The sequence below is a fragment of the Nocardioides coralli genome (assembly GCF_019880385.1).
In the GTDB taxonomy this organism is placed as follows: domain Bacteria; phylum Actinomycetota; class Actinomycetes; order Propionibacteriales; family Nocardioidaceae; genus Nocardioides; species Nocardioides coralli.
The window spans coordinates 3432187-3456549 of the sequence record NZ_CP082273.1 but is presented as its reverse complement, the minus strand read 5'-3'; the positions used below and the strand labels follow the sequence as shown (position 1 = coordinate 3456549).

General features: G+C 73.5%; 30 protein-coding genes. 14 read left to right on the top strand and 16 right to left on the bottom strand.

Annotated elements, in window-relative coordinates; genetic code table 11:
* Positions 1 to 22 precede the first annotated feature (22 nt).
* The gene (locus K6T13_RS17010; protein ID WP_222895696.1) at positions 23 to 1147 is read right to left on the bottom strand and encodes a Kelch repeat-containing protein; all 1125 of its coding nucleotides are present in this window, start codon (positions 1145 to 1147) and stop codon (positions 23 to 25) included.
* Between K6T13_RS17010 and K6T13_RS17635 the strand changes: the two genes are divergently transcribed.
* Positions 1138 to 1584 (top strand): HNH endonuclease signature motif containing protein, encoded by a 447-nt coding sequence (locus tag K6T13_RS17635; protein ID WP_222898358.1) that lies wholly within the window; start codon positions 1138 to 1140, stop codon positions 1582 to 1584. The genes K6T13_RS17010 and K6T13_RS17635 overlap by 10 nt on opposite strands.
* A 9-nt stretch (positions 1585 to 1593) precedes the next feature.
* Here K6T13_RS17635 and K6T13_RS17000 read toward each other — a convergent pair whose 3' ends face one another.
* Complete coding sequence (locus K6T13_RS17000; protein WP_222895695.1) at positions 1594 to 2544, bottom strand: helix-turn-helix transcriptional regulator; 951 nt, start codon at positions 2542 to 2544, stop codon at positions 1594 to 1596.
* A 44-nt stretch (positions 2545 to 2588) separates the two neighbouring features.
* Between K6T13_RS17000 and K6T13_RS16995 the strand changes: the two genes are divergently transcribed.
* The 6 genes from K6T13_RS16995 to K6T13_RS16970 are packed head-to-tail and all read left to right on the top strand — an operon-like array spanning position 2589 to position 7424.
* Positions 2589 to 3791, top strand: a complete 1203-nt coding sequence (locus tag K6T13_RS16995; RefSeq protein ID WP_222895694.1) for an MFS transporter — start codon at positions 2589 to 2591, stop codon at positions 3789 to 3791.
* 28 nt (positions 3792 to 3819) lie between these two features.
* Complete coding sequence (locus K6T13_RS16990; protein ID WP_222895693.1) at positions 3820 to 4416, top strand: mycothiol transferase; 597 nt, start codon at positions 3820 to 3822, stop codon at positions 4414 to 4416.
* Between the two features lie 26 nt (positions 4417 to 4442).
* Positions 4443 to 5753 (top strand): cation:proton antiporter domain-containing protein, encoded by a 1311-nt coding sequence (locus K6T13_RS16985; RefSeq protein ID WP_222895692.1) that lies wholly within the window; start codon positions 4443 to 4445, stop codon positions 5751 to 5753.
* The gene (locus K6T13_RS16980) at positions 5750 to 6862 is read left to right on the top strand and encodes a bifunctional alpha/beta hydrolase/OsmC family protein (protein WP_222895691.1); all 1113 of its coding nucleotides are present in this window, start codon (positions 5750 to 5752) and stop codon (positions 6860 to 6862) included. The genes K6T13_RS16985 and K6T13_RS16980 overlap by 4 nt, the downstream gene beginning before the upstream one ends.
* Positions 6838 to 6963: an OsmC family protein gene (locus tag K6T13_RS16975; protein ID WP_222895690.1), complete on the top strand. Its 126-nt coding sequence runs from the start codon at positions 6838 to 6840 to the stop codon at positions 6961 to 6963. Before K6T13_RS16980 ends, K6T13_RS16975 begins: the two co-directional genes overlap by 25 nt.
* Before the next feature lie 56 nt (positions 6964 to 7019).
* Positions 7020 to 7424: a hypothetical protein gene (locus K6T13_RS16970; protein WP_222895689.1), complete on the top strand. Its 405-nt coding sequence runs from the start codon at positions 7020 to 7022 to the stop codon at positions 7422 to 7424.
* A 13-nt stretch (positions 7425 to 7437) separates the two neighbouring features.
* Here the strand turns inward: K6T13_RS16970 and K6T13_RS16965 are convergent, their stop codons facing one another.
* The 3 genes from K6T13_RS16965 to K6T13_RS16955 all read right to left on the bottom strand — a co-directional run bounded on the left by K6T13_RS16965 (position 7438) and on the right by K6T13_RS16955 (position 9914).
* On the bottom strand, positions 7438 to 8079 hold the full coding sequence (locus tag K6T13_RS16965) for a Pr6Pr family membrane protein (RefSeq protein WP_222895688.1): 642 nt from the start codon (positions 8077 to 8079) through the stop codon (positions 7438 to 7440).
* An 82-nt stretch (positions 8080 to 8161) separates the two neighbouring features.
* A complete protein-coding gene (locus K6T13_RS16960) occupies positions 8162 to 8731 on the bottom strand; it encodes a dihydrofolate reductase family protein (protein ID WP_222895687.1) in 570 nt (189 codons plus the stop codon).
* A 97-nt stretch (positions 8732 to 8828) separates the two neighbouring features.
* Complete coding sequence (locus K6T13_RS16955; protein WP_222895686.1) at positions 8829 to 9914, bottom strand: WD40/YVTN/BNR-like repeat-containing protein; 1086 nt, start codon at positions 9912 to 9914, stop codon at positions 8829 to 8831.
* Positions 9915 to 9986: 72 nt separating this feature from the next.
* Here K6T13_RS16955 and K6T13_RS16950 point away from each other — a divergent pair, with 72 nt between their 5' ends.
* Positions 9987 to 10397, top strand: a complete 411-nt coding sequence (locus tag K6T13_RS16950) for a DUF1801 domain-containing protein (protein ID WP_222895685.1) — start codon at positions 9987 to 9989, stop codon at positions 10395 to 10397.
* 47 nt (positions 10398 to 10444) lie between these two features.
* On the opposite strand, the gene K6T13_RS16945 is transcribed toward K6T13_RS16950, so the two are convergent.
* From K6T13_RS16945 to K6T13_RS16935, 3 genes are read right to left on the bottom strand one after another with little or no spacing between them, the layout of a single operon-like run.
* On the bottom strand, positions 10445 to 11059 hold the full coding sequence (locus K6T13_RS16945; protein WP_222895684.1) for a dihydrofolate reductase family protein: 615 nt from the start codon (positions 11057 to 11059) through the stop codon (positions 10445 to 10447).
* A gap of 27 nt (positions 11060 to 11086) precedes the next feature.
* A complete protein-coding gene (locus K6T13_RS16940; RefSeq protein ID WP_222895683.1) occupies positions 11087 to 11557 on the bottom strand; it encodes a GNAT family N-acetyltransferase in 471 nt (156 codons plus the stop codon).
* The gene (locus tag K6T13_RS16935) at positions 11554 to 11820 is read right to left on the bottom strand and encodes an acylphosphatase (protein ID WP_222895682.1); all 267 of its coding nucleotides are present in this window, start codon (positions 11818 to 11820) and stop codon (positions 11554 to 11556) included. The genes K6T13_RS16940 and K6T13_RS16935 overlap by 4 nt, the downstream gene beginning before the upstream one ends.
* Before the next feature lie 62 nt (positions 11821 to 11882).
* On the opposite strand from K6T13_RS16935, the gene K6T13_RS17520 reads away from it, so the two are divergent.
* Entirely contained in the window at positions 11883 to 12881 is a 999-nt protein-coding gene (locus tag K6T13_RS17520) for a GNAT family N-acetyltransferase (RefSeq protein ID WP_249423850.1), read from the top strand.
* A 26-nt stretch (positions 12882 to 12907) separates the two neighbouring features.
* Positions 12908 to 13282 carry a hypothetical protein gene (locus tag K6T13_RS16925; RefSeq protein WP_222895681.1) on the top strand — a complete coding sequence of 125 codons (375 nt, stop codon included), beginning with the start codon at positions 12908 to 12910 and terminating at the stop codon, positions 13280 to 13282.
* A 22-nt stretch (positions 13283 to 13304) separates the two neighbouring features.
* Here the strand turns inward: K6T13_RS16925 and K6T13_RS16920 are convergent, their stop codons facing one another.
* Entirely contained in the window at positions 13305 to 14714 is a 1410-nt protein-coding gene (locus K6T13_RS16920) for an NAD(P)/FAD-dependent oxidoreductase (RefSeq protein ID WP_249423849.1), read from the bottom strand.
* 78 nt (positions 14715 to 14792) lie between these two features.
* On the opposite strand from K6T13_RS16920, the gene K6T13_RS16915 reads away from it, so the two are divergent.
* Positions 14793 to 15797 carry a phosphotransferase enzyme family protein gene (locus tag K6T13_RS16915; RefSeq protein ID WP_222895680.1) on the top strand — a complete coding sequence of 335 codons (1005 nt, stop codon included), beginning with the start codon at positions 14793 to 14795 and terminating at the stop codon, positions 15795 to 15797.
* A gap of 3 nt (positions 15798 to 15800) precedes the next feature.
* Here K6T13_RS16915 and K6T13_RS16910 read toward each other — a convergent pair whose 3' ends face one another.
* Genes K6T13_RS16910 through K6T13_RS16895 form a run of 4 tightly spaced genes read right to left on the bottom strand, consistent with a single transcriptional unit; the run spans position 15801 to position 19651 of the window.
* A complete protein-coding gene (locus K6T13_RS16910) occupies positions 15801 to 16673 on the bottom strand; it encodes an ATP-grasp domain-containing protein (RefSeq protein WP_222895679.1) in 873 nt (290 codons plus the stop codon).
* 22 nt (positions 16674 to 16695) lie between these two features.
* Complete coding sequence (locus tag K6T13_RS16905; protein ID WP_222895678.1) at positions 16696 to 17793, bottom strand: DNA glycosylase AlkZ-like family protein; 1098 nt, start codon at positions 17791 to 17793, stop codon at positions 16696 to 16698.
* A gap of 11 nt (positions 17794 to 17804) precedes the next feature.
* Positions 17805 to 18815 carry an agmatinase gene (speB, locus tag K6T13_RS16900; RefSeq protein ID WP_222895677.1) on the bottom strand — a complete coding sequence of 337 codons (1011 nt, stop codon included), beginning with the start codon at positions 18813 to 18815 and terminating at the stop codon, positions 17805 to 17807.
* Positions 18815 to 19651 (bottom strand): aldo/keto reductase, encoded by an 837-nt coding sequence (locus tag K6T13_RS16895; RefSeq protein WP_222895676.1) that lies wholly within the window; start codon positions 19649 to 19651, stop codon positions 18815 to 18817. The genes speB and K6T13_RS16895 overlap by 1 nt, the downstream gene beginning before the upstream one ends.
* Here K6T13_RS16895 and K6T13_RS16890 point away from each other — a divergent pair.
* Positions 19650 to 20222 (top strand): cupin domain-containing protein, encoded by a 573-nt coding sequence (locus K6T13_RS16890; protein WP_249423848.1) that lies wholly within the window; start codon positions 19650 to 19652, stop codon positions 20220 to 20222. The genes K6T13_RS16895 and K6T13_RS16890 overlap by 2 nt on opposite strands.
* A gap of 157 nt (positions 20223 to 20379) precedes the next feature.
* On the opposite strand, the gene K6T13_RS16885 is transcribed toward K6T13_RS16890, so the two are convergent.
* Entirely contained in the window at positions 20380 to 20940 is a 561-nt protein-coding gene (locus tag K6T13_RS16885) for a dihydrofolate reductase family protein (RefSeq protein ID WP_222895675.1), read from the bottom strand.
* Positions 20941 to 21009: 69 nt separating this feature from the next.
* Entirely contained in the window at positions 21010 to 21714 is a 705-nt protein-coding gene (locus K6T13_RS16880; RefSeq protein ID WP_249423846.1) for an aspartate/glutamate racemase family protein, read from the bottom strand.
* A gap of 77 nt (positions 21715 to 21791) precedes the next feature.
* On the opposite strand from K6T13_RS16880, the gene K6T13_RS16875 reads away from it, so the two are divergent.
* Together K6T13_RS16875 and K6T13_RS16870 are read left to right on the top strand one after the other, a co-directional pair.
* Entirely contained in the window at positions 21792 to 22694 is a 903-nt protein-coding gene (locus K6T13_RS16875) for a LysR family transcriptional regulator (RefSeq protein ID WP_222895673.1), read from the top strand.
* Positions 22695 to 22703: 9 nt separating this feature from the next.
* The gene (locus tag K6T13_RS16870; RefSeq protein WP_222895672.1) at positions 22704 to 22964 is read left to right on the top strand and encodes a GlsB/YeaQ/YmgE family stress response membrane protein; all 261 of its coding nucleotides are present in this window, start codon (positions 22704 to 22706) and stop codon (positions 22962 to 22964) included.
* A gap of 21 nt (positions 22965 to 22985) precedes the next feature.
* On the opposite strand, the gene K6T13_RS16865 is transcribed toward K6T13_RS16870, so the two are convergent.
* Positions 22986 to 24344 (bottom strand): short-chain fatty acid transporter, encoded by a 1359-nt coding sequence (locus K6T13_RS16865; RefSeq protein ID WP_222895671.1) that lies wholly within the window; start codon positions 24342 to 24344, stop codon positions 22986 to 22988.
* Positions 24345 to 24363: the final 19 nt, after the last annotated feature.

Here is a 24363-nt window from a genome sequence, read left to right as displayed (position 1 = left end):
GCGGTGCCCGGGAAGCCGGTCTTCAGAGATCAGTGACGGGCAGCGTGAGGTAGGTGTGGGTGAGCCGGATCGACTCGTCGTAGCCGCCGACCACGACGAGCTGACCGTCGGTCACTCCCACCGTCGAGAAGGACCGCGTGCGGCGACCGAGTGCGTCGACGTCCGTGGTGATCCCGGCGCCGATGTCGATCAGCTCCACGCCGTTGCCGCCGCCGGCGACCGCCACACGACCGTCGGGCAGCGTCGCCACCGCGTCGGTCAGCTTGTACCTCCCCGCCAGCAGCTCGGGACCGGGCCGGAAGCGTCGGGTCCGGGGGTCGTACAGCTCGGTGCTGGTGAGCAGCGCCTCGTCGTCGGGGGTACCGCCGACCACGAGCACCTCGCCGGAGTCGAGCGCCGTCGCGCCGTGCTTGAAGCGCGCGGTCTGCAGACTCCCGACCTCGCGGAGCGACCCGTCGGGGCAGACGGTGACTGCTCGGTCCGTGGCCACCTGCGATCGTGACTGACCACCGACGACGAGCACACACCCGTCGCCCAGGGGTGTCGCCGCGAGTCCGTCGGCCGCTACCGGGAGCCGTGGACCGGCCGTGAAGTCACCCGTCACCGGGTCGTAGATCTCGGTCGTGCTGGTGTAGGTCGAGGGACCCACCCAGCCCCCGGCCACGAGGACCCGGCCGTCGCCGAGAAGGGCCGCGGCGTGGCCACCGCGGCCCTCGCGCAGCGATCCGGTGGTGTCCCAGGTCCCTGTGACCGGGTCGAAGACCTCCGCGCTGGCCAGCGGTGGTCGGCCCTCCCCGGCGAAACCTCCCGCCACCAGCACCCGACCACCAGGCAGGGCGACTGCAGTGTGGGAGTCGCGCGCCTGCGCGAGGTCATCGACCTCGTCCAGCGAGGTCCCTGACAGCAGGAACGCCGAGTTCGTCGCGGCAGCGCACCCGTCCGTGTCACAACCTCCGGCGACCAGGAGATCTCCGTTCGGAAGCGCCGTCATCGTGTGGGCCGCCCGCCCTGCCAGCGCGGCCCGATCCGCCCCGCCCGAGGTGTCGCGCCGGGTCTGCTCTCCGGGCGCGGTGTCTGGTGCGACCGAGCACCCTGCAGCCGTGATCACCGCGACGAGCACGACCAGCCTGACCGGGGATCGCAGCACCTCACCAGTCTGGTCAGGTCGCGGGGTCGTGCCAAGACCGAACCGGGCGGGGTTGTCAGTGGTGGGGTCTAGGTTGGGACCAGGTTCGAACCAGTGATGCGGCACCGTGGGTTCGGGCCGGGAGCCTCCGGGTTCCGCCTCCCACAGGCACACCGTGTCGCGCACCGTGGGACCCACCGGCTGGTGGGCGGCGCCTGTTCACCCCCGCCCAACGCCGCGCCCTCACCGCCCGCGACCGCGGCTGCACCACCGAGGGCTGCGGCCTCCCCGCCTCCGTCTGCGACGCCCACCACGACCTGCCCTGGTCGGTCGGCGGCCCCACCGACCTCACCAACGCCCGCCTGCTCTGTCCGAGGCACCACCGGCTCGCCCACGACCGCCGCTACACCACCCACACCACCCCAACCGGGCGGATCAGCTTCCACCGACGGACATAGGCCGCCACCTCACTCCTCGACGGCAGCCGTCATCCGCGCGCCGACCTCCTGCACGGCTGCGCGCAGCTCGGGGCCGCCCTCGACCCGGAACGAGACCGGCAACCCCGCCAACCGCTCGGCGTACTCGCCGAGGTTGCTGGTGCTGCCGACCAACCGGCACCGCTGCCCCCCGAGGGCCTCCAGCCGACCCAGGTGCGCGGGGAGCCATGACCTCACCTGGTCCGCCGGTGCCTCGATGAGGACCTCGGCGGCGAACTCCCAGCCGGAGCCGAGGTGGGCCTCCAGCTCCACGACCGGGTCCAGGCCGGAGGGCCGGACGAAGGGCGAGTCCAGCACCTCGACCGACCTCACCCGGTCCACCCGGTAGGCCCGGCGGGCCTGCGCCTCCAGGTCCCGGCACAGCAGGTACCACCGCCCGTGCCGCACCACGATCGCCCACGGCTCCACCTCCCGGGTCCAGGTGGTCCCCGCCTCCGAGCGGTAGCCCAGCCGCACCCGCCGCAGGTCGCTGCTGGCCCTCACCAGCTCCGACGTCGTCAGGGGATCGGGGCGGGCGGCGCCCCGGTCCGGCGCAGCCGCCGCCGTACGCCGGACCGCCGCGGCCCGTGCCGCCACCGGGTCCGGCAGCGCCCGCACGATCTTCCCGAGCGCGGACCCGGCAGGGTCGTCGGCGTCGGGGTCGTGATGGCCGTCGAGCACCGCCATCACCAGAGCCAGGGCCTCCTCCGCGCTGAACACCAGCGGCGGCAGCCGCAGGCCGCGGCCGAGGCGATAGCCGCCGTACGGACCTCGCGCCGACTCCACGGGGATGCCGGCCTCCCGCAGGATCGCGACGTAGCGCCGGGTGGCGCGGTCGGAGACCCCCAGCCGGGCGGCCAGCTCGTCGGCACGGATGCCCGGCCGTTCCTGGAGTAGCTCGAGCACCCGGAGCGCCCGGGCGGTGGGGCTGGTCTCGCTCACGCCGGAGAGGCTAGTCCGCCCCCCGGGCGGCTACGGTCTGGCCGGTGGACACCTCGATCTGGCGGCAGCCCGGCATGCGCCCGCTCGTGGTGATGACGTTCCTCGGCTTCTCGGGGTACGCCGTGCTGCTGCCCGTGGCGCCACTGTGGGCCGTCCGGGGCGGCGCGGACGCGGCCGGCGCCGGCCTCGTCAACGGGGTGCTGCTGCTCGCGACCGTCCTCACCCAGCTGCTGGTCCCGCGCGCCCTGCTGCGCTTCGGGTGGTCACGGGTGCTGGTGGTCGGGATGGTGCTGCTGGGGGTGCCCGCCGCGGCGTACGCCGCGAGCGATGCGCTGGTCCCGGTGCTCGCGCTGTCGGCGGTCCGGGGGATGGGGTTCGGCATCCTCACGGTGACCGGTAGCGCCGCCGTGGCCGCGCTGGTCGATCCTCGCCGTCGCGGCGAGGCGATCGGGGCCTACGGGCTGGCCGTCGCCTTCCCCAACCTGGTGCTCCTCCCAGCCGGCCCGTGGCTGGCGCTGAACGTCGGCTTCCCCCTGGTGTTCGCGATCAGCGCCCTGCCCCTGCTGGCTGTCCCGGCGGCGATCCGGCTGAGCGGCGCGCTCGGTGTCAGCGCGCCGGACCTGGTGACCCCGGCCACGCCGGGGGCCGACGATGCGGCCGACCCGGTGTGGGCCGCTCGCCGCCGGCTGGCGCGCCCGACGCTGCTGCTGCTCTCCGTCACCCTCGCGGGCGGCGCGGCCATCACCTTCGCGCCGCAGCTGGTCTCCGACGGACTGGTGGCCTCGGCCGGGCTCCTGGTCATGGGGCTGGTCGCGGCGCTGGGACGCTGGCGGGTGGGCCGGCTGGCCGACCGGCACGGGGCGGAGCGGTTCCTGGCGCCGCTCACTGCCACGACGGCGGTCGGGTCGGCGCTGCTGGCGTGGTCGCTGGCGGGGCCCGGCGGGGCCACCACGGCGCTGTTCCTCGTGGCCATGCTGGTGCTCGGCCTCGCCTACGGAACCCTGCAGAACCTCACCCTGGTCGTCGCCTTCTCCTCCGTGTCGCGGCGGCACCACAACCTGGCGAGCGCCGTCTGGAACGTCGGCTTCGACGCAGGCACGGCGGCAGGCTCGGTCCTGGTCGGCCTGCTGGCGGTCCGCGCGTCCTTCGAGCAGGCCTTCTGGGTGGTCGCGGCGGTCTCCGTCGTCGCGCTGCCACTCGCGCTCCACCGACCCCGACCGACCCCGGACCCGGTTCCGGAAGCCTGACGTCCGCAACCGGTCCTACCCTGCCGGCATGAGCGACGCCGACGACCAGGACCGCACCGCACCGCCACCGTGGGAGCCGCCGCTCGCCGGCACCGAGGCCGAGCAGCTGCTCGGGGCCCTCGACCGGCTCCGGTGGACCTTCCGCTGGAAGGCCGGGGACCTCGACGACTCCGGTCTGCGACACCGGCTCGGTGCGTCCTCGCTGACCCTCGGGGGACTCCTCAAGCACCTCGCCTGGGTCGAGGACCACACGACGCGGGAGAAGCTCGCGGGGGAGTCGCTGGGCGCACCGTGGGAGCACGACGGCTGGGAGGACGACGAGGACTGGGAGCTCACCTCCGCGGCACTCGACACCCCCGCCGAGCTGTACGCGCTCTACGACGCGACGGTGGAACGGTCGCGCAGCCGGGTCGCTGCCGCGCTCGCTGAGGGTGGGCTCGACCAGCCGGTCCACCTCTCCGACGAGCACGGCAACCGTGCGAGCCTGCGGCGGCTGCTCTGCGACCTCGTGGAGGAGTACGGGCGCCACACCGGTCACGCCGACCTGCTGCGCGAGGCCGTCGACGGTCGGGTCGGGGAGGACCCGACTGGCGGCCCTGAGATCGCAGCCCACCGCCGGAGGTGAGGACGCCGCCGGGCCTACGATGAGTCATGCCGCCGCTCGCCGCTGTCGCAGTGGTCGCCCTGCTGCTGGTGGGCTACGGCCTCGTGTCGGCCCGGCTCGATGCCTGGTCGGTCACCGGCCCGCTGGTCTTCACCGCGGCGGGCCTCGCCCTGGGGCCCACGGGCGCGGGCGTGCTCGGCGGTGACATCTCCACCACCACCGTCGAGATCCTCGCCGAGGCGACGTTGGTGATGGTGCTCTTCACCGACGCCTCCCGCATCCACCTGCGCCGCCTGCTGGGGCAGCTCGCCCTCCCGCTCCGCCTGCTCGGGGTCGGGCTGCCGCTCACCCTGCTGCTCGGCACGGTGGCCGCGGTCTGGCTGCTGGCCGACCTCGGCTGGTGGGAGGCCGCGCTGCTCGCCGCGATCCTCACGCCGACCGACGCCGCCCTCGGTGCCGCGGTCGTCTCCGACGAGCGGGTGCCCTCGCGGGTCCGTCAGGCGCTCAACGTCGAGAGCGGCCTCAACGACGGGCTGATGGTGCCGATCCTGGCCGTGCTGGTCGCGGGCGCGACCGCCGAGCTCGAGGGGCGGGGGGTCGGCGGCTGGCTGGGGCTGGCCGGTCAGCAGGTGGGGCTCGGGGTGATCGGCGGCGCGCTGGTCGGTTACCTCGGAGGCCTGCTGCTCGTCCGGGCACACGACCGTGGCTGGGTCCACGGCGACCTGCGGCAGCTCACCACCCTGGGGATCGGTGTGACCGCGTGGGCGGCGGCCGAGGTCGTCGGCGGCAACGGCTTCGTGGCGGCGTTCGTCGCTGGTCTCGCCTTCGGCGAGGCGGCACGCGAGCACTGCGGGATGGTCGCCGACTTCGCCGAGGAGGAGGGCCACCTCCTCTCCCTGCTGACGTTCCTGCTGTTCGGGGCCGTCCTGCTCGGACCCGCACTCCTCGAGACGACGCCCGGCGCCCTGGCGTACGCCGCCCTCAGCCTCACCCTGGTCCGGATGCTCCCCGTCGCCGTCTCGGTGCTCGGCGTCGGGCTGCGGGCTCCCACCGTGGGCTATCTCGGCTGGTTCGGGCCACGCGGACTGGCCTCCATCCTCTTCACCATCGTCGTGGTCGAGGAGATCGGCGAGGGACGCAGCGGCGAGCTGATGACTGCGGCGAGCCTGGTGGTGGCCGCCAGCATCCTGCTCCACGGTCTCAGCGCGGCGCCGCTCGCGTCTCGGTACGCCGCTTGGTTCGCCCGGGTAGAACCGGCAGCAGACGCACCCGAGGCCGTGCCGGTCCCGATGATGAGGGTCCGCGCAGGTGGCCACGTGCGCGGTCGAGGGTCGACGACAGCCCGGGAGGGGTCATGACGAGCACGAGCAGCACCTGCACGTTCTCCGGCGCCCGGGGGCAGGACCTCGCGGCTCGGCTGGAGCGGCCGGTGGGGCCGCTGAGGGGGGCGGCGCTCTTCGCGCACTGCTTCACCTGCGGCAAGGACCTGCGGGTCGAGCGGCAGCTCACGGCGGCGCTCACCCGGCAGGGGTTCGCGGTGCTGTCCTTCGACTTCGCCGGCCTCGGCCGCAGCGGCGGCGAGTTCGCCGACTCCTCCTTCACCGCGGACGTCGCGGACCTGCGGGCAGCGGCCGACTACCTCACGGAGACGGTGACCGCGCCCTCGCTGCTGGTGGGGCACTCGCTCGGCGGCGCCGCGGTGCTGTCCGTGGCTCCCACGCTCGACGGCGTGCGCGCGGTCGCCACGATCGGGGCGCCCGCCGACCCCGGGCACGTCGAGCACCTCCTCGACGGCGACCTAGAGGCGGTCCGCCGGGACGGGTCCGCACCGGTCACCATCGCCGGTCGCACCTTCACCGTCGGCCGCTCCTTCCTCGAGGAGCTCGAGCAGGGCGACCCCCGGGAGCGGATCGCGGGCTTCGACGGGGCGACGCTGATCATGCACGCGCCCCGCGACGAGCTGGTCGGGATCGACAACGCCGAGATCCTCTACCACGCGGCGCGGCACCCCAAGAGCTTCGTGTCCCTCGACGACGCCGACCACCTCGTGACCGACCCGGACGACGCGACGTACGTGGCGGCGGTGATCGCCGCGTGGGCGGGGCGCTACCTGCCGGCGGCGGAAGGCCGCGGCGAGTCCTACGAGGGCGCCGGTGTCACCGCTCGCAACACGGACGGGTTCCTGACCACGCTCGACTCGCGCGGATCCTTCCTGGTGGCCGACGAGCCCGAGGACGTCGGCGGCACCGAGCAGGGGCCGACGCCCTACGACTACCTGGCGATGTCGCTGGCCTCCTGCACCGCGATGACGATGCGGATGTACGCCGACCGCAAGGACTGGCAGGTGGGGGAGCTCGCCGTCGAGGTCTCCCACGAGCGGGTCCACGCCGACGACTGCGTCGAGTGCGAGCACACCGACGGCCAATCGACCGGCTCGACCGCGTGCTGCACCTGCCCGGGGGACTGACGGACGACCAGCGCGACGCCCTGGTGCGGATCGCCGACAAGTGCCCGGTCCACCGGACGCTGGAGGGGCAGCTGGAGGTGCACTCGACCGTGGCGGAGTGAGGCTGCTCGCCCGGAAGGACGTTGTCCGCGGCTCCACCGCGCGGCAAGGTGGAGGCATGACCGACAACCGCAACCGTCAGGACGAGGGCGACCTCGGACACCACGAGCTCGACCCCCGCGAGCGCGCGGACGCCGAGGTCAACCTCGACGACCCGAGCGCCGGCGACGACGAGCCGTGGAGCCCACCGGACCGGAAGCCGAGGGGGTCGGAGTTCGTGGGCGTCGAGACCGCCGAGGGGGAGACCCTCGACCAGCGGATCAACCAGGAGCTGCCGGAGGAGGGGACGGCGTACGGCGCCCCGGACGAGCACGGGGACCGGGAGGCCGAGCGGATGGTCGGCGGGGACGACCCCGACGCGATCCCGGCCGACCAGGACGTGCTCGGGGGGCCGGTCGAGGAGGACGCGGTGACGGGCGAGAGCCCCGAGCAGTCGGCGATGCACGTCGAGGAGGACCGCTGAGGGTCCTCCCGCGTCAAGGGCGCGCGGCGAGCCGACGGTCGACGGTGCGGGCGCCGGCAGCAACGGCGAGGAAGAGCGCCGACACGGCCAGGCAGGCGACGACCACGCCCGCCCATCCCTGGTCGGCGGGGTCGAGGAACGGATAGGGAACCCAGCCGGTGGCGAGGCGGACCAGCAGGATGAAGGCCAGCCACGACACCGGCCACACGAGCGAGAACCCGATCGAGCGCCAGTCGAGGCGGGGCCGGGGACCGCACCACAGCCACGTGGCGAGGGCCAGCACCGGCACCGCCTGGTGCAGCAGCACGTCGGCCCAGCGGTCCAGGCCGTCGAGGCTCAGGAGTGGCCGCAGCAACAGGAAGTGCACGACGGCCGTGATGGTGATGCCCACGACCGAGGCGACCCGGGCGACCCGCAGCGCGGGACCGTCGCGGCGCGGGTCGGTCGCGAGCAGCAGCGACACCACGGCCACCAGGGCGTTGCTCTGGACGGTGAAGTAGCAGACGAAGCGGCCCAGCCGGGTCAGCAGTCCCGGCGGGTCCTCCTCGACCAGCACCGCCGAGCCGCTGACGACCAGCGCCAGCTGGAGGAGGAGGGCGGCCGAGGCGACCACACCGGTGAGCAGGTGCCAGCGTCGTGCGGTCCGGGGGTCCACCCGTCGAGCGTAGGGCCGGCAGGCACCCACCCCGTCGAAGACTCGCAGGCCCTGTCCCTGACGGGCACGACGTGGAGGACCCTCAGTGGACGACGTCGTAGCAGAGCTTCTGGATGCCGTTGGCGTACGACGCCTGGTCGACCAGCCGCAGCCGGGTCTTGTCGGCGTCGTCGGCGAAGAGCCGCTTGCCGCTGCCGAGCAGCAGCGGGAACAGCAGCAGGTGGTAGCGGTCCACCAGGCCGGCCGCGGCCAGCGCCTGGGTCAGCCGCGCGCTGCCGTGGACCTGGATCGGTCCGCCCTCGGTCTCCTTCAGGGCGGCGACCTCGTCGATCGAGCGGAGCACGGTCATCGGCTGCCACGGGCTCGCGGCGACCTTGTCCTCCTCGAGGGTGGTCGAGACGACGTACTTGGGGATCGCGTTGAAGCGCTCGAACTCCGTCATCGTCGGCCAGACCTCGTGGAACTCCTCCCAGCTCTCGCGGCCCACCAGCAAGGCTCCGGCCGTCTCCTGCTCCTGCCCCTTCATCTCGTAGGCCTCCATCAGGGGCTCCACGTCGCGGAAGGTCCAGCCCGCGTGGGGGTGGTCGCCGCCGCCGGGGGAGTCGACGACCCCGTCGAGGCTGACGAAGTGGGTCGCGATGAGCGTGCGCATGGTGTTCTCCTGCTCTGGGACGGTCCCGCGCTCCGTGCAGCGGGGCTCGAGGGGTTCGACGGCCGCGACCGCCAGAACTCATCGGTCGCCGGTGGAGCTACCGTCCCACGCGGCCGAACCGGCCCTTGCCGCCGGCTGCCCAGCAGGCGCCGCGGACGCAGTCGAGGGTGTGGAAGGCGAGGTCGCTGACCCGGCGCCAGGTTCGACCGCCGTCGCCGCTGACACTGACCCCGCCGGCGCCCCCTCCCTCGCCGACCGCGACCAGGTGGCGCCGCGACAGCCAGGCGACGTCCTCGCCGAGGTGGTCGAGGTCGCCGCCACCGCGCCAGCTCCGGCCGTCGCGGGTGTACGCCGACGCGTCGGTCCCGTCGGCGGGCGTCGCGAAGTCGCCGCCGACCGCGATGCCGTGGCGCGGGCCGCGGAACGCCAGGCCGAAGACCCCGGCCGCCTCCCCTGCCGGGATGCCGGCGTCGGTGGCCGTCCACGAGAGCCCGCCGTCACGGGAGTGGAACACCCGCGCGGCGCTGCCACCGGTCCCGAACCACGCGTGGCGACCCGAGATCGTCAGGCACTCGCCGCTGGCCGAGAAGTTGTACTCACCCGTGCTGTCGGGCATCCCGTCGGCCGGCAGCACCTCCCAGCTCCGGCCGCCGTCCTCGGTCGCGAGGATCCGGAACCTGCCGTCGACCGGGTCGCTGACGGCCAGACCGCGGCGACCGCCGGGGTAGAAGTCGAGGCAGTTGTAGAACGCGGCGGGCTCGGCGTTGCGGAACGCCTCGGTCCACGTCCGGCCGCCGTCGTCGGTGCGGTAGATCCGGGAGGCCTCGCCCTCGCCGATCGCGAGGACGACGGCGGTGTCCTCGTCGTGGGCCTCGACGTCGCGGAACATCAGGCCCTCGCTGCCGGGCGGGCTCACGTCCTGCCAGGACCCGCCGCCGTCGGTGGTGCGGTAGACCCGGCCCGGGCCGCCCGCGGTGAGGCTGCCGCCGCTGACCCACGCGGTGCGGCGGTCGACCGCGTCCAGGCCCCGGAAGCTCTGGTCGGGGTCGATGACGGCGTGGCGCCACCTCCCGTCACGGCCCGGGTCACGGCCGGGATCGCCGGCGTGGGCTGGCGGCGTGAGCAGGGTGGCGGCGAGCCCGAGCGTGAGCAGGCTGGCGATGGTCCCGAGAAGGCGTCGCATGGATCCGCACCCTGCCGCCCCCCGGCCGGCCTGTCCAGACCGGGGCCGTCATGCCGGGGCTAGTGTCGGGACATGTCCGAGCGCAAGACCAGGCCCACGTCCGGTTCCGTTGAGGACTTCCTCGCCGGCGTCGACCACGAGCAGCGCCGGCGGGACGCCGAGGCGGCCGTCGCCCTCGTCGAGGAGGTCACCGGCGCCGAACCGGTGCTGTGGGGATCGATCATCGGCTTCGGGGACATGACCTACCGGACGGCGGACGGCAAGGAGCACGACTACTTCGCCGTCGGCCTGTCTCCACGCAAGGCCAACCTCACCTTCTACGGGCTGACCTACTACGGCTCCAACGAGGAGCTCCTCGCCGAGCTCGGCCCGCACACGACCGGCAAGGGTTGTCTCTACGTGAAGCGGCTCGACGACCTCGACCACGAGGCGCTGCGGACGCTGGTGGCGCGCGCCTGGGAGACCAACCACCAGTCGACCTGAGGCCCGTCGTTCCCCCGCTGCGGGTCGGCGGCCGGTGGCCTGCTGGGTCAGGAGGGCGTCGCGCGGCGAGCGGAGTAGTGGAGCGTGGTGACCTCGCCCTCGACGACCGACGACAGCGGATGGAGCTCGACGGGCCCACCGCCGGCGCGCGCGAACAAGCGGGTCCCGTCGCCGAGCAGGACGGGGACGATGTGGACGACCACCTCGTCCAGCAGTCCGGCCTCCAGGCACTGCCGGGCGATGTTCGCGCCCAGGACCACGACGTCTCTGCCGTCGGCGGCCTCCCGTGCGACGCTCACCGCCTCCTCGATGTCGACATCGAGGAAGGACCCCGTGACACCCTTCACCACGGGCGGTGTCGGCGGGGGGTCGTGGCGCAGCACGAAGAAGGGGCCCCGGAAGGCGCCGCCGTAGAACCCTGGCTGGAGACGGTCCTCCACGTCCTGCGTACGCCGCCCGACGAGGAGCGCCCCGGTCGAGGCGACGATCCGGTCGACCGTCCCACCGGGGACGATGTCGACGCCGAGGGCCCAGCCCATGTCGTCATCCGGTCCCGCGACGAAGCCGTCGAGGCTCATCAGCGTGTGCCAGAGCACCTTGCCCACAGCGGAGCTCCCTTCCTCGAGGTCTCTGGTACGACCACGACCGGGGGCCGACTTCATCGCTGCAGCGTCGGTGCGGTGCGCCGATCAGAGCTCGCGGATGTAGTAGAGCATCCGCGAGTCGGTCGCCGGCTCGACGTTGGTGAAGCCGAAGCGCTGCTCGTAGAACCGCCGGGTGTCGGTGTCGACCTCGTCGACGCCGATGTGCATCTCGCCGGCGCCGCGCTCGGTCACCAGCTCCAGCGCCCGCGTCAGCAGGGCGCTCCCGATGCGCTGGTCCCGCAGGTCCGGCCGGACGTAGAGCTCCTCGAGCTGGGCGAGCGGGCCGTCGTAGTACGGGGTCGGCCGCAGCGTCAGGTAGGCGAACCCGACCGCCACGTCGCCGTCCTCGGCCAGCAGCACGACCTGGTCCGGGTCGGCGAGGAGGGCGCGGAAGCGACCCGCGAACTCGGCGGGGTCGGGGGTGGGAGTCTCGAACTCGACGTTGAAGTCGTGGAGGAGCCGGCCCGCGACGTCGGCGTCGTCGGGTGTGGCCTGCCGGACGGTGACGCCGGTCACCGGACCTCGAAGCGTGTCGACCCGGTGGGCTCGAGGGTGGTGGCCTCGACGCCCTCGACGGCGGCGTGCGCGGGGCCGCGGCGGCACCACGCCACCATCGCCTCGACCGCCGCCGGGTCGCCCTCGAACTCGGCCGTGACGGTCCCGGCGGCGTCGTTGCGCACCCAGCCCGCCACGCCCTGCCGACCGGCCTCCTGCCGGCAGCTCTCGCGGAAGAACACTCCCTGCACAAAGCCGCTCACCACGACCCTGACCCGCGTCATGTGCGCCTCCCGGTGCCGAAACCGCTCGTGCTACCTCCACCGTAGGCGGTATGAATGCCCGCGTGACCGTCTCCGACAGCGCGCGTTGGCGGGCACCCGTCCTGACCGGTGACACCGTCACCCTGCGACCGCTCGTGACCGCCGACGTCGACATGAGGCTCGACCTCGCTGTCGTCGACCGCGCCACGGACGAGGCGCTGGGGGAGCTGCTCCTCGAGGACCGGGCCGGCCAGGACGCCACCCTCCATGTCGTGCTGCAGGACGCTGCGTGGTCGGCGGGCGGCGCTGGGGCGGAGGTAGTGGATCTGCTGCTCGACCACGCGCTGCGCACCATGCGCCTCCCGGGTGTCGTCATCGACGTCGCCGAGCACGGTGAGGGTGCCCGGGACTGCTTCGTCGCGGCGGGCTTCTCGCCGGACGTCGAGACGGGCGACCCCACCGGGGCGGGAACGGCGGCGACCGTGCTGCACCGGCGGGCGTCGCGGCTGGCCCCCGACTACCCACTGCTCACCGAGCGGCTGCTGATCCGGCCCATCGACCCCGTCGCCGACGTCACCGCGATGCACGCCTACCGGTCGCGCGAGGTCGTCTGCCGTTACGTCCCCTTCTCGCCGGGGCCGCCCGGGCTGCTCGCCGAGCGGTTGGCGGACCCGGAGCGGACGCGGTCGGTCATCGACGCGGAGGGACAGGTCATCAACCTGGTCGTCGAGCGCCGCGACACCGGCGAGCTGATCGGTGACGTGGTGCTCTTCTGGCACAGCGCGACCGACGGCCACGCCGAGGTCGGCTACGTGATCCACCCCGACCACGAGGGACACGGCTTCGCGACCGAGGCGACCGCCGCCATGGTCGACCTCGCCGTCGACGGCCTGCGCGCCCACCGGGTGACTGCCCAGATCGACGAGCGCAACCTCGCCTCGGCACGCGTGGTCGAGCGCCTCGGCTTCCGTCGCGAGGCGAGGTTCGCCGACGGTGAGTGGTTCAAGGGCGAGTGGACGACGATGCTGGTCTACGCCGTGCTCGACCGGGAGTGGCGTCGCCGGAATACGCGGCATCCGTGAGCGGTTGCGCCGCCTGCCATCGCACCGTGAGGAGGCAGACCATGACCGGCGCCTTCACCGCCCGCGCCCTCGAGCGGCTCGACGCCCACGGATCCTGGACGTGGGCGCAGGAGCTCTTCGACCGGCGCGACTACTACGGCGCCGCGCGAGTGCTGCAGCACCTCGTCGACACCCACCCCGTCGAGGCTGAGCTGGGCGCGGCTCGTGAGCTGCTGGTGCGGAGCTACTACCACTCCGCCCAGACGGGGAGGGCCGTCGAGGCCGCGCGCGAGCTGTTGCAGCGCGACCCCGCCAACGGGTACGCAGCGCTGCTGCTGACCCGCTCGCTCGAGCGCGCCTCGCGCCGCGACGAGGCGGCCGCTGCCCGACGGGTCTCCGACGCGCTCGGGATGGCTTCCTGACGCAGCCGGCGTGAGCCGGTGCTCAGGAGTCGAAACCGAGCCCGAGCCGGTCCAGGGTCCGCAGCCACAGGTTGCGACGACCCTGCCGGTGGTCGGCGCGGTCCAGGGACCACCGGGTCGCGTGGATGCCGAGCGCGGCGACCGGCTCGGGCGGGAACGGCACCGGCTTGCGGCGGACCATCTCCAGGCGCGTCCGCTCGGTGTCCTTGCCCGCGAGCAGGTCCAGCATCACGTCGGCGGCGAACCGCGTGGCGCCCACACCGAGCCCGGTGTAGCCCGCCGCGTGGGCGACCCGGCCCTGCAGGGCGAGGTCCCAGAACGCGCAGAACCGGCTGCAGGTGTCGATCGCTCCCGCCCAGCGGTGGTCGACGCGGATCCCCTCGAGCTGGGGGAAGGTGGTCAGCAGGTGGGAGACCAGGCGCCGGTAGGACTCCGGGCGGTCCTCGTACGCCGGCCGCACCTGCTTGCCGAAGCGGTAGACGGCGTCGTACCCGCCGAAGAGGATCCGGTCGTCGGCGGTGCGCCGGTAGTAGTGGAACTGGTTGGCGACGTCGCCGATCCCCTGCCGACCCTGCCAGCCGATCTCGGCGAGCTGCTCGGCCGAGAGCGGCTCGGTCATCACGGCGTAGTCGTAGACGGGCACGGTGTAGGGCCGGTGGCGGCGCAGCAGCGCCGGGAACGCGTTGGTGCCGAGCGCCACGCGGTCGGCCGTGACCCTGTCCTGCCCCGTCCTCAGGACCACCGGACCCGTGCCGCGCTGGGCGTCGAGGCCCGTGACGTGGGTGTCCTCGACGATCTCCACGCCGAGGTCGGATGCCGCCCGCGCCAGCTCGGCCGCGAGCCGGGCGGGATGCACCAGGGCGACGTCGTCCACCTGCCGTCCCGCCAGGTAGATCGGGCTGGCCACCTCGGCCCGGACGGCGTCGGTGTCGAGGAAGCGGCCGACCGTCTCCTCCTCGAGCCAGGCGACCTGGTGCTCCTCGACCGCGACCGCCAGCTCGCCGGTCTGCTCGAGCTGCACGTCGAGGTCGAGGTCGTGGACGGTCTTCACGATGCCGGCGAGGTTCTCGGCGCCGAGCCGCTCCAGCTCGTCGTACTCCGCGGGCCAGCGGCTCCGCCCGTTCTCCTCGCCGTGGGTGAGGCTCGCAGCGCAGAAGCCGCCGTTGCGGCCCGACGCCGCCCAGCCGATCCGTCGTGACTCGAGGAGCAGCACCCGGCGGCCGGGGTCCCGCTGCTTGGCGCGCAGGGCGGTCCAGAGCCCCGTGTAGCCGCCGCCGACGACGGCCAGGTCGGTCCGGTGGTCGCCGGTGAGGGCCGGGAAGCGGGGCGGGTCGGTGAGGTCCTCGATCCACCAGCAGGCGTCACGGGTCCTGGCCAGCGCGTGGTCGATCGCGGCCGCCGGCGGTGGCCGCCGCTCCCAGACCGTGCTCACGGCGCCGACGCTACCGCCGCGGCCCGCGCGCCGGACGGACGCCGTTGCGGGAGGGGGCCGCCGGTGCTTCGATGCCCCGTGACCTACGCAGACCTCGACGACGCGGCCCAGGTGGAGGTCCTGCGTCCCGCCGCCCTGGCGGCGGCGGCCCGGTTCGGCCTCGACGTCGCGCGGGTGGAGCTCGTGGCCCACGCGTTCAACACCACCTTCCGCGTCGACGCACGAGACGGCACGGGGGTGGCCCTGCGCGTCCACACCAACTCGATGAGCACACCGGACAACGTCCGCGCCCAGCTGGCCTGGCAGCGTGCGATCGCCGACGAGACCGAGGTGTGGGTGCCGCGCCCGCTGCTCGCCGACGAGGGCGAGTGGTTCGTCCGCGTGCCGTGCGCCGGCTACGGCGGCGAGGTGCTCGTCACCGCAGCGACGTGGCTCGACGGGCCCGACGTCGCAGACCCCGACGAGGCCGTCGCCCGCGCGCTCGGTCGGACCATGGCGCTGCTGCACCGCCATGCCGGCGCGTGGGAGCCACCGGTCGGGTCTAGCCTGCCGACGTTCGACACCCCGCTGTTCGGCGATCCCGACCGGCTCTCGGGCGCCGAGGGACTGGACGCCGGCGGGCAGGAGGTGGTCGAGGAGGCCCGGGCCCGGTGCGACGAGGCCTTCGGCCGGGTGCTCAGGGACGGGCAGGCGCTGCGGGCCCTCCACGCCGACCTCCACGGCGGCAACCTGAAGTGGGTCGACGGACGGCTGGGCGTCTTCGACTTCGACGACTGCGGGCTCGGCGTCCCGGCTCTCGACCTGGCGATCGCGACGTTCTACCTGCGCGCGGGCGGCGCGGCGCGAGAAGCGGCCCTGCGTGCCGGGTACGCCGAGGTGGCGCCGCTCCCCGACGTCGATCCGGCCGACCTGGAGGCCCTGGTGGCTGCCCGCCAGCTGCTGCTGGCCAACGACTTGCTGGGCAGCAGCACGCGAGACCTGCGCGCGGCGTCCCGGGACTACCTCGCGACGTCGGTCGAGCGGCTGCGACGGTGGTTGGACACCGGCCTCTTCACCCGGGACCCGGCCCCCGGCCGGAGCTGAGCGTCAGCCGTCCAGCCGCCCGAGGATCGCGTCCGCCAGGGCCTCCGCGGCCGGCGGGTGGTGGTCGAGGAAGAGCGAGGGCTCGGTCAGCTCGAGCTCGAGCAGCCGGGGGCCCTCCGGGGTCGGCAGCAGGTCGACGCGGGCGTAGAGCAGGTCGGCGGCGAGCGTGGCAGGGACCGCCGCGAGCACCTGGTCGGCCAGCTCCCGCTCGGCGGGGGACGGGTCGCGCGGCGTCATCTCCTCCTGGGCGAAGAGACCCTGCACCAGCTCCATCCCGGCGGTGAGCAGCGGACCCTTGCGCATCGCGTGGGAGAACCGGCCCCCGACGTAGAGCAAGGCGGTCTCGCCGTGCTCGTCGACCTCGTGGAGGTAGGGCTGCACCATCACACGCCGCCCCGCGGCCAGGAGGCTGCCGGCATGGTCGTGGGACCGGCGCACCTCGTCCGGCCCCAGCCGCAGGGTGTCGCGCGACCCGGCCGACACGACGGGCTTGACCACGTGCTCGACGTCCTCGTAGCGGTGCCGGGGGCCATCGCCGGGCTCGAGGAACTGGGTCGGCACGATCGGGACACCGGCGCGTTCGAGCTCGGCGAGGTAGCGCTTGTCGGTGTTCCAGCCGATCACCTCGGCGGTGTTCAGCAGCTGCGTGACGCCGCCGACATGGGCTGCCCAGGCGAGGAACTCCGGCAGCCGTTCGGCGTAGTCCCACGTGGACCGCACCACCACCAGGCCGTAGTCGCTCCACACCACGTCGGCGTCCCACACCACCGGTTCGGCGGGCACGCCCCGCCCCGTGAGGACGGCCAGCAGCAGCCGCCCCTCGTCGTCCAGCTCCGGCACCTCGGCGGCCGTCGCCACCGCCACGCGCTTGCTCATGGGAGCGAGGTTCCCACGCCGCTCAGGCGCGCTCCACCTCGAGGTCGAGAAAGCGAGCCAGCGCGTCGATCTCACCGTCGACCGCGTCGGCCAGCGCGGCGTCGAACGGCTGGTCCTCGTGCACCGCGTCGACCCGGAGCACGCCGCGGTCGCGGTCGGCGGCGGCGTCGAGCTTCCCCACGAGCAGGTCGCCGTGCAGCACCGGCATCGCCCAGTAGCCCCAGCGCCGCTTCGCCGCCGGCTTGTACATCTCGAGCTGGTAGTCGAACCCGAAGACCTGCTCCATCCGCTTGCGGTCGAAGACCAGCCGGTCCAGGGGGGAGAGCAGCGCGGTGCGCGGTGCGAACCCGCCGTCGAGGTAGACCGGGTCCACCCGCCACCGGCCGCGCAGTCCCGCCACGACCGCGGGCTCGCCCACCTCGCCCACGTCGACCGGCTCCCCCGGTACCTGGGTGGTGCGGGCCCGGGCGATCCCGAGCGAGCGCAGCCGCCGCTCGCCACGTATCCGCAGCGCGTCGGGCAGCGGCACCGGCTCCACGTCGGGGTAGACGCGCTCGGCGAGGTCCCACAGCCGCTCCCGGCCGCGGCGACCGGCCTCGGCGATCTCGCCGCGGCGGGCCATGAGCATGAGCAGCATCCGCAGGCTCCGGTCGTTGTTCCAGCCGCTGGACTGCCAGGGGAGCAGCGTCGTGTCGGGCAGCGCCCGTCCCGGCAGCGGCCCCTCGTCGTGGAGCTTCTCCAGCACGTCGCGGCGGCAGTCGTCGTTGGCCTCCACCCAGTCGCGCTGGGCGACCTGCCAGTCCCGCAGCTCGCCGGGACCCGGCCAGGCGGCCATCTCGGCGGTGTAGAGCGCGACGTCCTCGGCCGGGCGCAGCATCAGGTCGATGCTGACCAGCTCGCCGGACGCGACGGCACGGTCGAGGTCGCCCCGGCGGTACGCCGCCCCCAACCGGGTCCAGGCGACCAGGTCGGCGTTGCGGGCGACCGCCTCGGTCCGGTCGTCCTGCACGGCCGTGAGGTGGCGGACCGTCGCCAGCAGGCCGTCGGGCCGCTCCGCCGAGAGCAGCTGGGCGCGGACCGCGATCCGGCGCGCGTCCTCCGCGGACAGCTCGTGCGTCACCGGGCCCCGGTTCAGCGGTCGAGCAGCGGCCGGCCCGGCTCCCAGGCCGTGCCGTCGCGCTCGTCGCGCCGCTTGCGGGCGATGGCCGACAACGCCTCCAGCACGACCCGGTTGGCCAGCGCCGCGGTGATGTCGGCGTGGTCGTAGGGCGGGGACACCTCGACCACGTCGACGCCGACCACGGGGAGCTCCAGGCAGATCCGGCGTACGGCGTCGAGGAGCTCGCGGGCCGACAGCCCCCCGGGCTCGGGGGTGCCGGTTCCGGGAGCGTGGCCGGGGTCGCAGACGTCGATGTCGACGGAGAGGAAGACCCCGTCGCACTCGTCGGTGGCGATGGCGAAGGCCTCGGTCAGGCAGGCCTCGAGACCCCGGTGGCCGATCTCGGTCATCTCGTAGGACCGCATCGACTGCGCCGCCATCCAGTCCAGCGTCTCGGGGCCGGGCCAGTAGCCGCGCAGCCCCACCTGGAGGAACCGGTCGCCGCGCAGCGCCCCGGACTCGATGAGCCGCCGCATCGGCTGGCCATGCCCCCACAGCGAGCCGAACTCGATGTCGCCGGTGTCGGCGTGGGCGTCGAAGTGGATCATCGAGACCCGGCCGTGGCCCAGCACGTTGGCGACGCCCTTGGCGTCGGGAAAGGCGATCGAGTGGTCGCCGCCGAGCACCACCGGGATCGCGCCGGCCCGGGCGACCTTCTCCACCGCGGCCTCCAGCGCACCCAGCGCCCGCTCGATGTCGCCCGGCGGCATCTCCACGTCGCCGGCGTCGAGGACGCGCAGGTCCCGCAGCCCGTCGGTGCGCAGGGCCAGGCTCGGGCGCGACCCGTCGTGACCGAGGTAGTCGGTGGTCCGGATCGCCTGCGGGCCGAAGCGGGTGCCCGGCCGGTGCGAGGTGCCGCCGTCGAAGGGGGCGCCGACGACGACCACGTCGGCGTCGGCGTACGTCGCCTCGTCGTCGAGGTCACAGCGCTCGACGCCGAGGAAGGTGACGTCGGGGCCGAACTGCGCGCCGTACCGGGCCACTACATCTCCTCGTGGGTGTCGGGGTCGCCGCCGAACAGCCGACCGTCGGGGCGGCCGAGCCCGGTGATCGCGGAGACCTCGTCCTCGGTCAGCTCGAAGCCGAAGACGTCCAGGTTCTCCCGCTGCCGGGCGGGGGTCGCGGACTTGGGGATCGGCAGCGCGCCCACCTGCACCTGCCAGCGCAGGACGACCTGCCCGGGGGTGACGCCGTGTGTTCGGGCAGCCGCGGCCACCGGTGGCTCGTCGAAGGGCGCCTGCCGCTTGCCCAGGGGGCTCCACGACTCCGTGACGACGCCGAGCTCGAGGTGGGTCTTCCTCATCTCCTGCTGGGGGAACCAGGGGTGGAGCTCGACCTGGTTCACCGCCGGCGTCACGCCGGTCTCGTCGATCACCCGGCGCAGGTGCTCGCCGGTGAAGTTCGAGACGCCGAGCGAGCGCACGAGGCCCTCGCGCTGCAGGTCGACCAGGGCGCGCCAGGCCTCCGGGTAGAGCCCGCGGCTCGGGTTGGGCCAGTGGATCAGGTGCAGGTCGAGGTGGTCGAGCCCGAGCCGCTGCAGCGACTCCTTCGTGGAGCGGATGGCGTCGTCGTACGCGTGATGGCGGCCCGGCAGCTTGCTGGTCACGAACAGCTCGTCCCGGGGCACCCCGGACCGGCGGACCGCCTCACCGACCTCCTCCTCGTTGCCGTAGTTGACCGCCGTGTCGATCAGCCGGTAGCCGACCTCGATCGCGGAGGCCACCGCGTCGATGCACTCCTGCCCGGTGAGCGGGTAGGTGCCGAACCCGATGGCGGGGATCTCGCGTCCGTCGTTGAGCACGTGGTGAGGGATCTCCATGGCGGCCACGCTATCCCCCGGAATGCAGTGGCCGGGCCGGCTGCGCATCGGCACGATGGCCATCATGTCCCTCCCCAACCCCCTGCACCGGCCCTACCCGGACGATGTCTACGGCGGCTCGGACGGCGAGGTCAACGCCTGGCTGCGGCCGGACGGGACCGAGCCCGACATCACCTTCAGCAGCGGCGGCACCTGTGAGTACCTCGCGACCGGGGACCAGACCGGCGGGCTCTACGGCCTCTACCGCTGGAGCTTCGGCGAGCAGGAGTCGGGCCCCGACCCGCACTTCCACCGCTCGATCACCGAGTCCTTCTACGTGCTCGAGGGCAGGGTGCGGCTCTTCGACGGCCACGACTGGGTGACCGCGCGGGCCGGTGACTTCCTGCACGTGCCCGAGGGCGGGATCCACGGCTTCCGTGGGGGCGACCACGCGCGGATGCTGCTGCTGTTCACCCCCGGCGGGCCGCGCGAGGACTACTTCGAGACCCTCGCCTCGCTCGGCCACGGCGCGACCATGACCGACGACGAGCGGGCCGCCTTCATGCTCCAGCACGACACCCACTGGGTGTGACCCCGGGCATCACTGGCTCGAGCCGAACGCAGCAGCGGGCAAACGTCGCTCCCGAGGCCCGAAGTGGCGGCGCATCGCCGGTGTCTGCCCGCTGACGCGAACACGACGGCACCGTCTGTCGAACGCCCCGTCCGCCTGGGGAACGCGACACGCCCAGCTAGGCCGCCACCCACCGCTGGTAACCCACCCCGGATCCGAAGGCGGTCGCCTCGGCGACGCGCAACCCCGAGGTGGAGTGCCCCTCGGGGAACAGCCGACGGCCGGCCCCCTGCGCGACGGGGTAGGTGAACAACCGGTACTCGTCGACGAGGCCCGCTTCGATGAGGCGGTGCGTGAGCTGGATCGATCCGGTGCACACGATGTGCCCACCCGGCTCCTGCTTGAGGCGGTGCACGGCCGCGACCGGGTCCTCGGCCACGACGGTGGTTCCCGACCAGTCCGGCTCGGTGAGTGTCGAGGAGACGACGTACTTGTCGATCGTGTTGAGGTGGTCGGCGATCCCCGTGCTGTCGTCGGTGAGGTCGCGCCAGTAGCCGCGGAAGGCGAGGAAGGTGTGCCGACCGAGGAGCAGGGCGTCGTTGGCCGCGGCCTGCCGGTGTTGCTCGGCGAGCATGTCCGCCTGGTCGGGGGCGCCCTGCTGCTGCTGGTCGAACCAGTCGCCGAGCATCTCGATGCGTCCGTCGAGGGTGAGGTTCTGCGTGATGGCCAGGGTCCGCATCCGTCGCCTCCGGGGGTCGGGTCGCTGTCACCTGGTCCGACCGGCGCCGACCGGTCGACTCATCGGCCCTCAGGCAGGGGTCGGGGCCTCGAGGGCGACCTCGGCGAGCGCCCGGGCATGGGCCTCGGCGGAGCAGATCAGGGGCAGCGGGCTGTCCTCGGCCTTGACCAGCAGACCGATCTCGGTGCACCCCAGCACCACCGCCTGGGCGCCCTGCTCGGCGAGCCGCTCGATGACCCCGACGTACGCCGCGCGCGACTCCGCCAGCACCCGGCCCTGCGTCAGCTCGTCGAAGATCACCCGGTCGACCACCTCGCGGTCCTCCGCCTCCGGGGTGACCGCGGCGATCCCGTGACGGGCCAGCCGCTCGGCGTAGAAGGTCTCCTCCATCACCCACCGTGCGCCGAGGACACCGAGCCGGTCCCAGTCGCGAGGGGTGGCGACACCGGCGACCGCGTCGGCGATGTGCAGGAGCGGCACGTCGACCGCCGCCTCGACCGCGGGCGCGACCTTGTGCATGAGGTTGGTGCAGATCGCGACGACGTCGGCCCCGCCGGCGACACAGCCGCGGGCCGCGGTGGCGAGGAGCTCGCCCGCTCGGTCCCAATCCCCGGTCAGCTGGCAGTCGCGGATGATCGAGAAGTCCAGCGACTGCAGCGCGATCGACGCCGAGGCGTGGCCGCCACGCCGCTCGGCAACGGTCTCGTTGATGATGCGGTAGTAGCTCTCGGTCGAGTGCCAGCTCATGCCGCCGATGAGTCCGATGGTGCGCATGGGTCCATGGCACCAGTGCCCCGTGATGCAAGGAAGACCCGTCCTCCTTGCCCGGGGCATAAGTGATACTTGGAGGGATGGATCCCCGCCGTGTCCTGGTCTTCCGCACCGTCGCCCGGGCGGGGTCGCTGAGCGCGGCCGCGCGCGAGCTGGGCTGGACCCAGCCCGCGGTCAGCCAGCAGCTGCAGCGCCTCGAGCGCGAGGTCGGCAGCCCGCTGCTGCTGCGCGGACCCCGCGGGGTGACCCTCACCCAGGCCGGCGCCGTGCTGCTCGGTCGGGCCGACGTCCTCGCCGGCGAGCTGCACATGGCCGCCGAGGAGCTCGCCTCGCTCTCCGAGCTGCGTGGCGGGCGGGTGCGGCTCGTCGCCCATCCCTCCGCCGTGGCCACGGTCGTCCCGGCGGCGCTCCGGCTGCTCGCGGACGCCCATCCAGACGTCGAGGTCTCCATGGAGGAGGCGGAGCCGCCGGAGGCCTGGGCAGCCGTCCGCGAGGGCGAGGCGGACCTCGCGGTGGCGTTCGGGTACGACGGCCCGCCGGACGAGGAGGGCGACCTGACCTGGCTGCCGCTGACCACGGAGCCGGTGGAGCTCGTGCTGCCGCCGGACCACGCCGTGGCCGGACGCCGTCGCTGGACCCTCGCCGACCTCTCCGACGACACCTGGATCGGTGGCTGTCCCCGCTGCCGGGCGCACCTGGTCGCCTGCTGCCGGGACGCGGGGTTCGAGCCGCGCCTGGCCCACGCCACCGACGACTACGTCGCGGTGCAGGCTCTCGTGGCCGCCGGGCTCGGGGTGACGATGCTGCCGCGGTCGGCGCTCACGGCCTTCCGCCACCCGGAGGTGGAGGTGCGGACCTCGCGCGCGCTGGGCACCCGGCACGTCGGCCTGGCCTACCGACCGGGCGCCGAGCAGGTGCCCGCCACCGCCGCCCTGATGGACCGTCTGATCCGGGTCACCGGTCGGGTCAGGGGCCGTGGTTAGGGTGGAGGCATGATTGGTTTCCTCGTCGCCGGCCTGATCATCGGCGCGCTCGCGCGCCTCATCAAGCCCGGCAAGCAGAACCTGGGCATCCTCGCCACCCTCGGCCTGGGCCTCGTGGGCTCACTGATCGGCGGGATCATCGCGCAGTTCTTCGGCACCGGCAGCATCTGGGAGCTGAACGTCATCGGCTTCGTGCTGGCGGTCGTCGCCGCAGTGCTCCTGATCGGTGTCGCGGAGTCGGTGGCCGGCAAGAACAAGACCGCGGCCTGAGCCCAGCGCCGCCGCTGCCGGTCAGAACCAGACCGGCAGCATGATGGTGAGCGCGAACACCACGCCGGTCAGCAGCAGCGTGACCGCGGTGAAGCCCATGATGTCGCGGATCCGCAGTCGCGCGATCGCGAGCACGGGCAGCGCCCAGAACGGCTGCAGCATGTTGGTCCACTGGTCGCCGTAGGCCACCGCCATGATCACGATGGACGGGTCGACCCCCAGGGTGTCCGCGGCGTCGAGGAAGATCGGCGCCTGGACGGCGAACTGGCCGCCACCGCTCGGCACGAACAGGTTGATCAGCCCTCCCGAGAGGAAGGCCCACAGGCCGAGCGTCGCCGGGGTGGAGACCGAGACGAAGAAGTCGGCGAAGATCGTCAGCAGGCCGGTCGTCGTCATGATCCCGAGGATCCCGGCGTAGAGCGGGAACTGGAGCAGGATGTCGCCCACGTTGCGGGCGGCGTCGACGACCAGGCCGCCCAGCTCCGCGGGCGAGCCGACCAGCAGCATGATGAGGCACAGGAACGTCCAGTTGACGATGTCGAGGGTGAGGACGAACCCCTCCTGGGCGAAGTAGGTCACCAGGTAGGCCAGCAGCGCGAGCCCGAGCACCGTGGTGACCAGGCGCCCGCCGTCCAGCCGTTCGGCGGGTGAGGGGCCCTCGTCGCGGCCGGTCTCCAGCAGCGCGGTGTCGGGGGCGCCGAGCTCGGCGTCGTCGGGCAGCTGCACCACTCGTTCGTCGCGGGACGGCGCCAGGGCGGCCATGGCGAGGACGATGACCACCACGGTCACCGCGGCGCCGGTGATGTTCCACCAGCTGAAGAGCGTCTCGGTGACGGGGATCGTCGCGCCGACCTGCTCCTCGACGAAGCTGCCGGGGGTGGCCGCCGCCAGTGGGCCGGAGCCGGAGTAGCCCATGTGCCAGACCACGAAGCCCGAGTAGCCCGCCGCGACGAGCAGCGGGAAGTGGAGCCGCAGGCCGCGCTCCTTGCCCGACCGCGCGACCTCGATGGCGAGCAGTGCGCCCACCACGAGACCGAGGCCCCAGGTAATGAGCGAGGCGAGGGCCGCGCACAGGACCACGAAGCCGTAGGCCTGGGCCTCCGTCCGGGGCACCGTGCCGGCCCGGGTCAGCAGCCGGCGTACCGGTCCCGTGTGGGCGAGGGTGTGGCCGAGCAGCAGGATCAGCGCCATCTGGGTCATGAACGCGAGCAGCCCGATCAGGCCGTCGCCCCACGCCCGGGTCACGGCCACCGGACCGGAGTCGGTGAGCAGCAGCGCCAGCAGGGCCACCACGAGGGTCAGCACAACGGCGAACGTCAGGGCGCTGGGCAGCCAGCGCTCCGCGAGCCGGACCAGGGGGCGCGAGATCGTCTTGAGCACCGGGAACCTCCGAGACGGG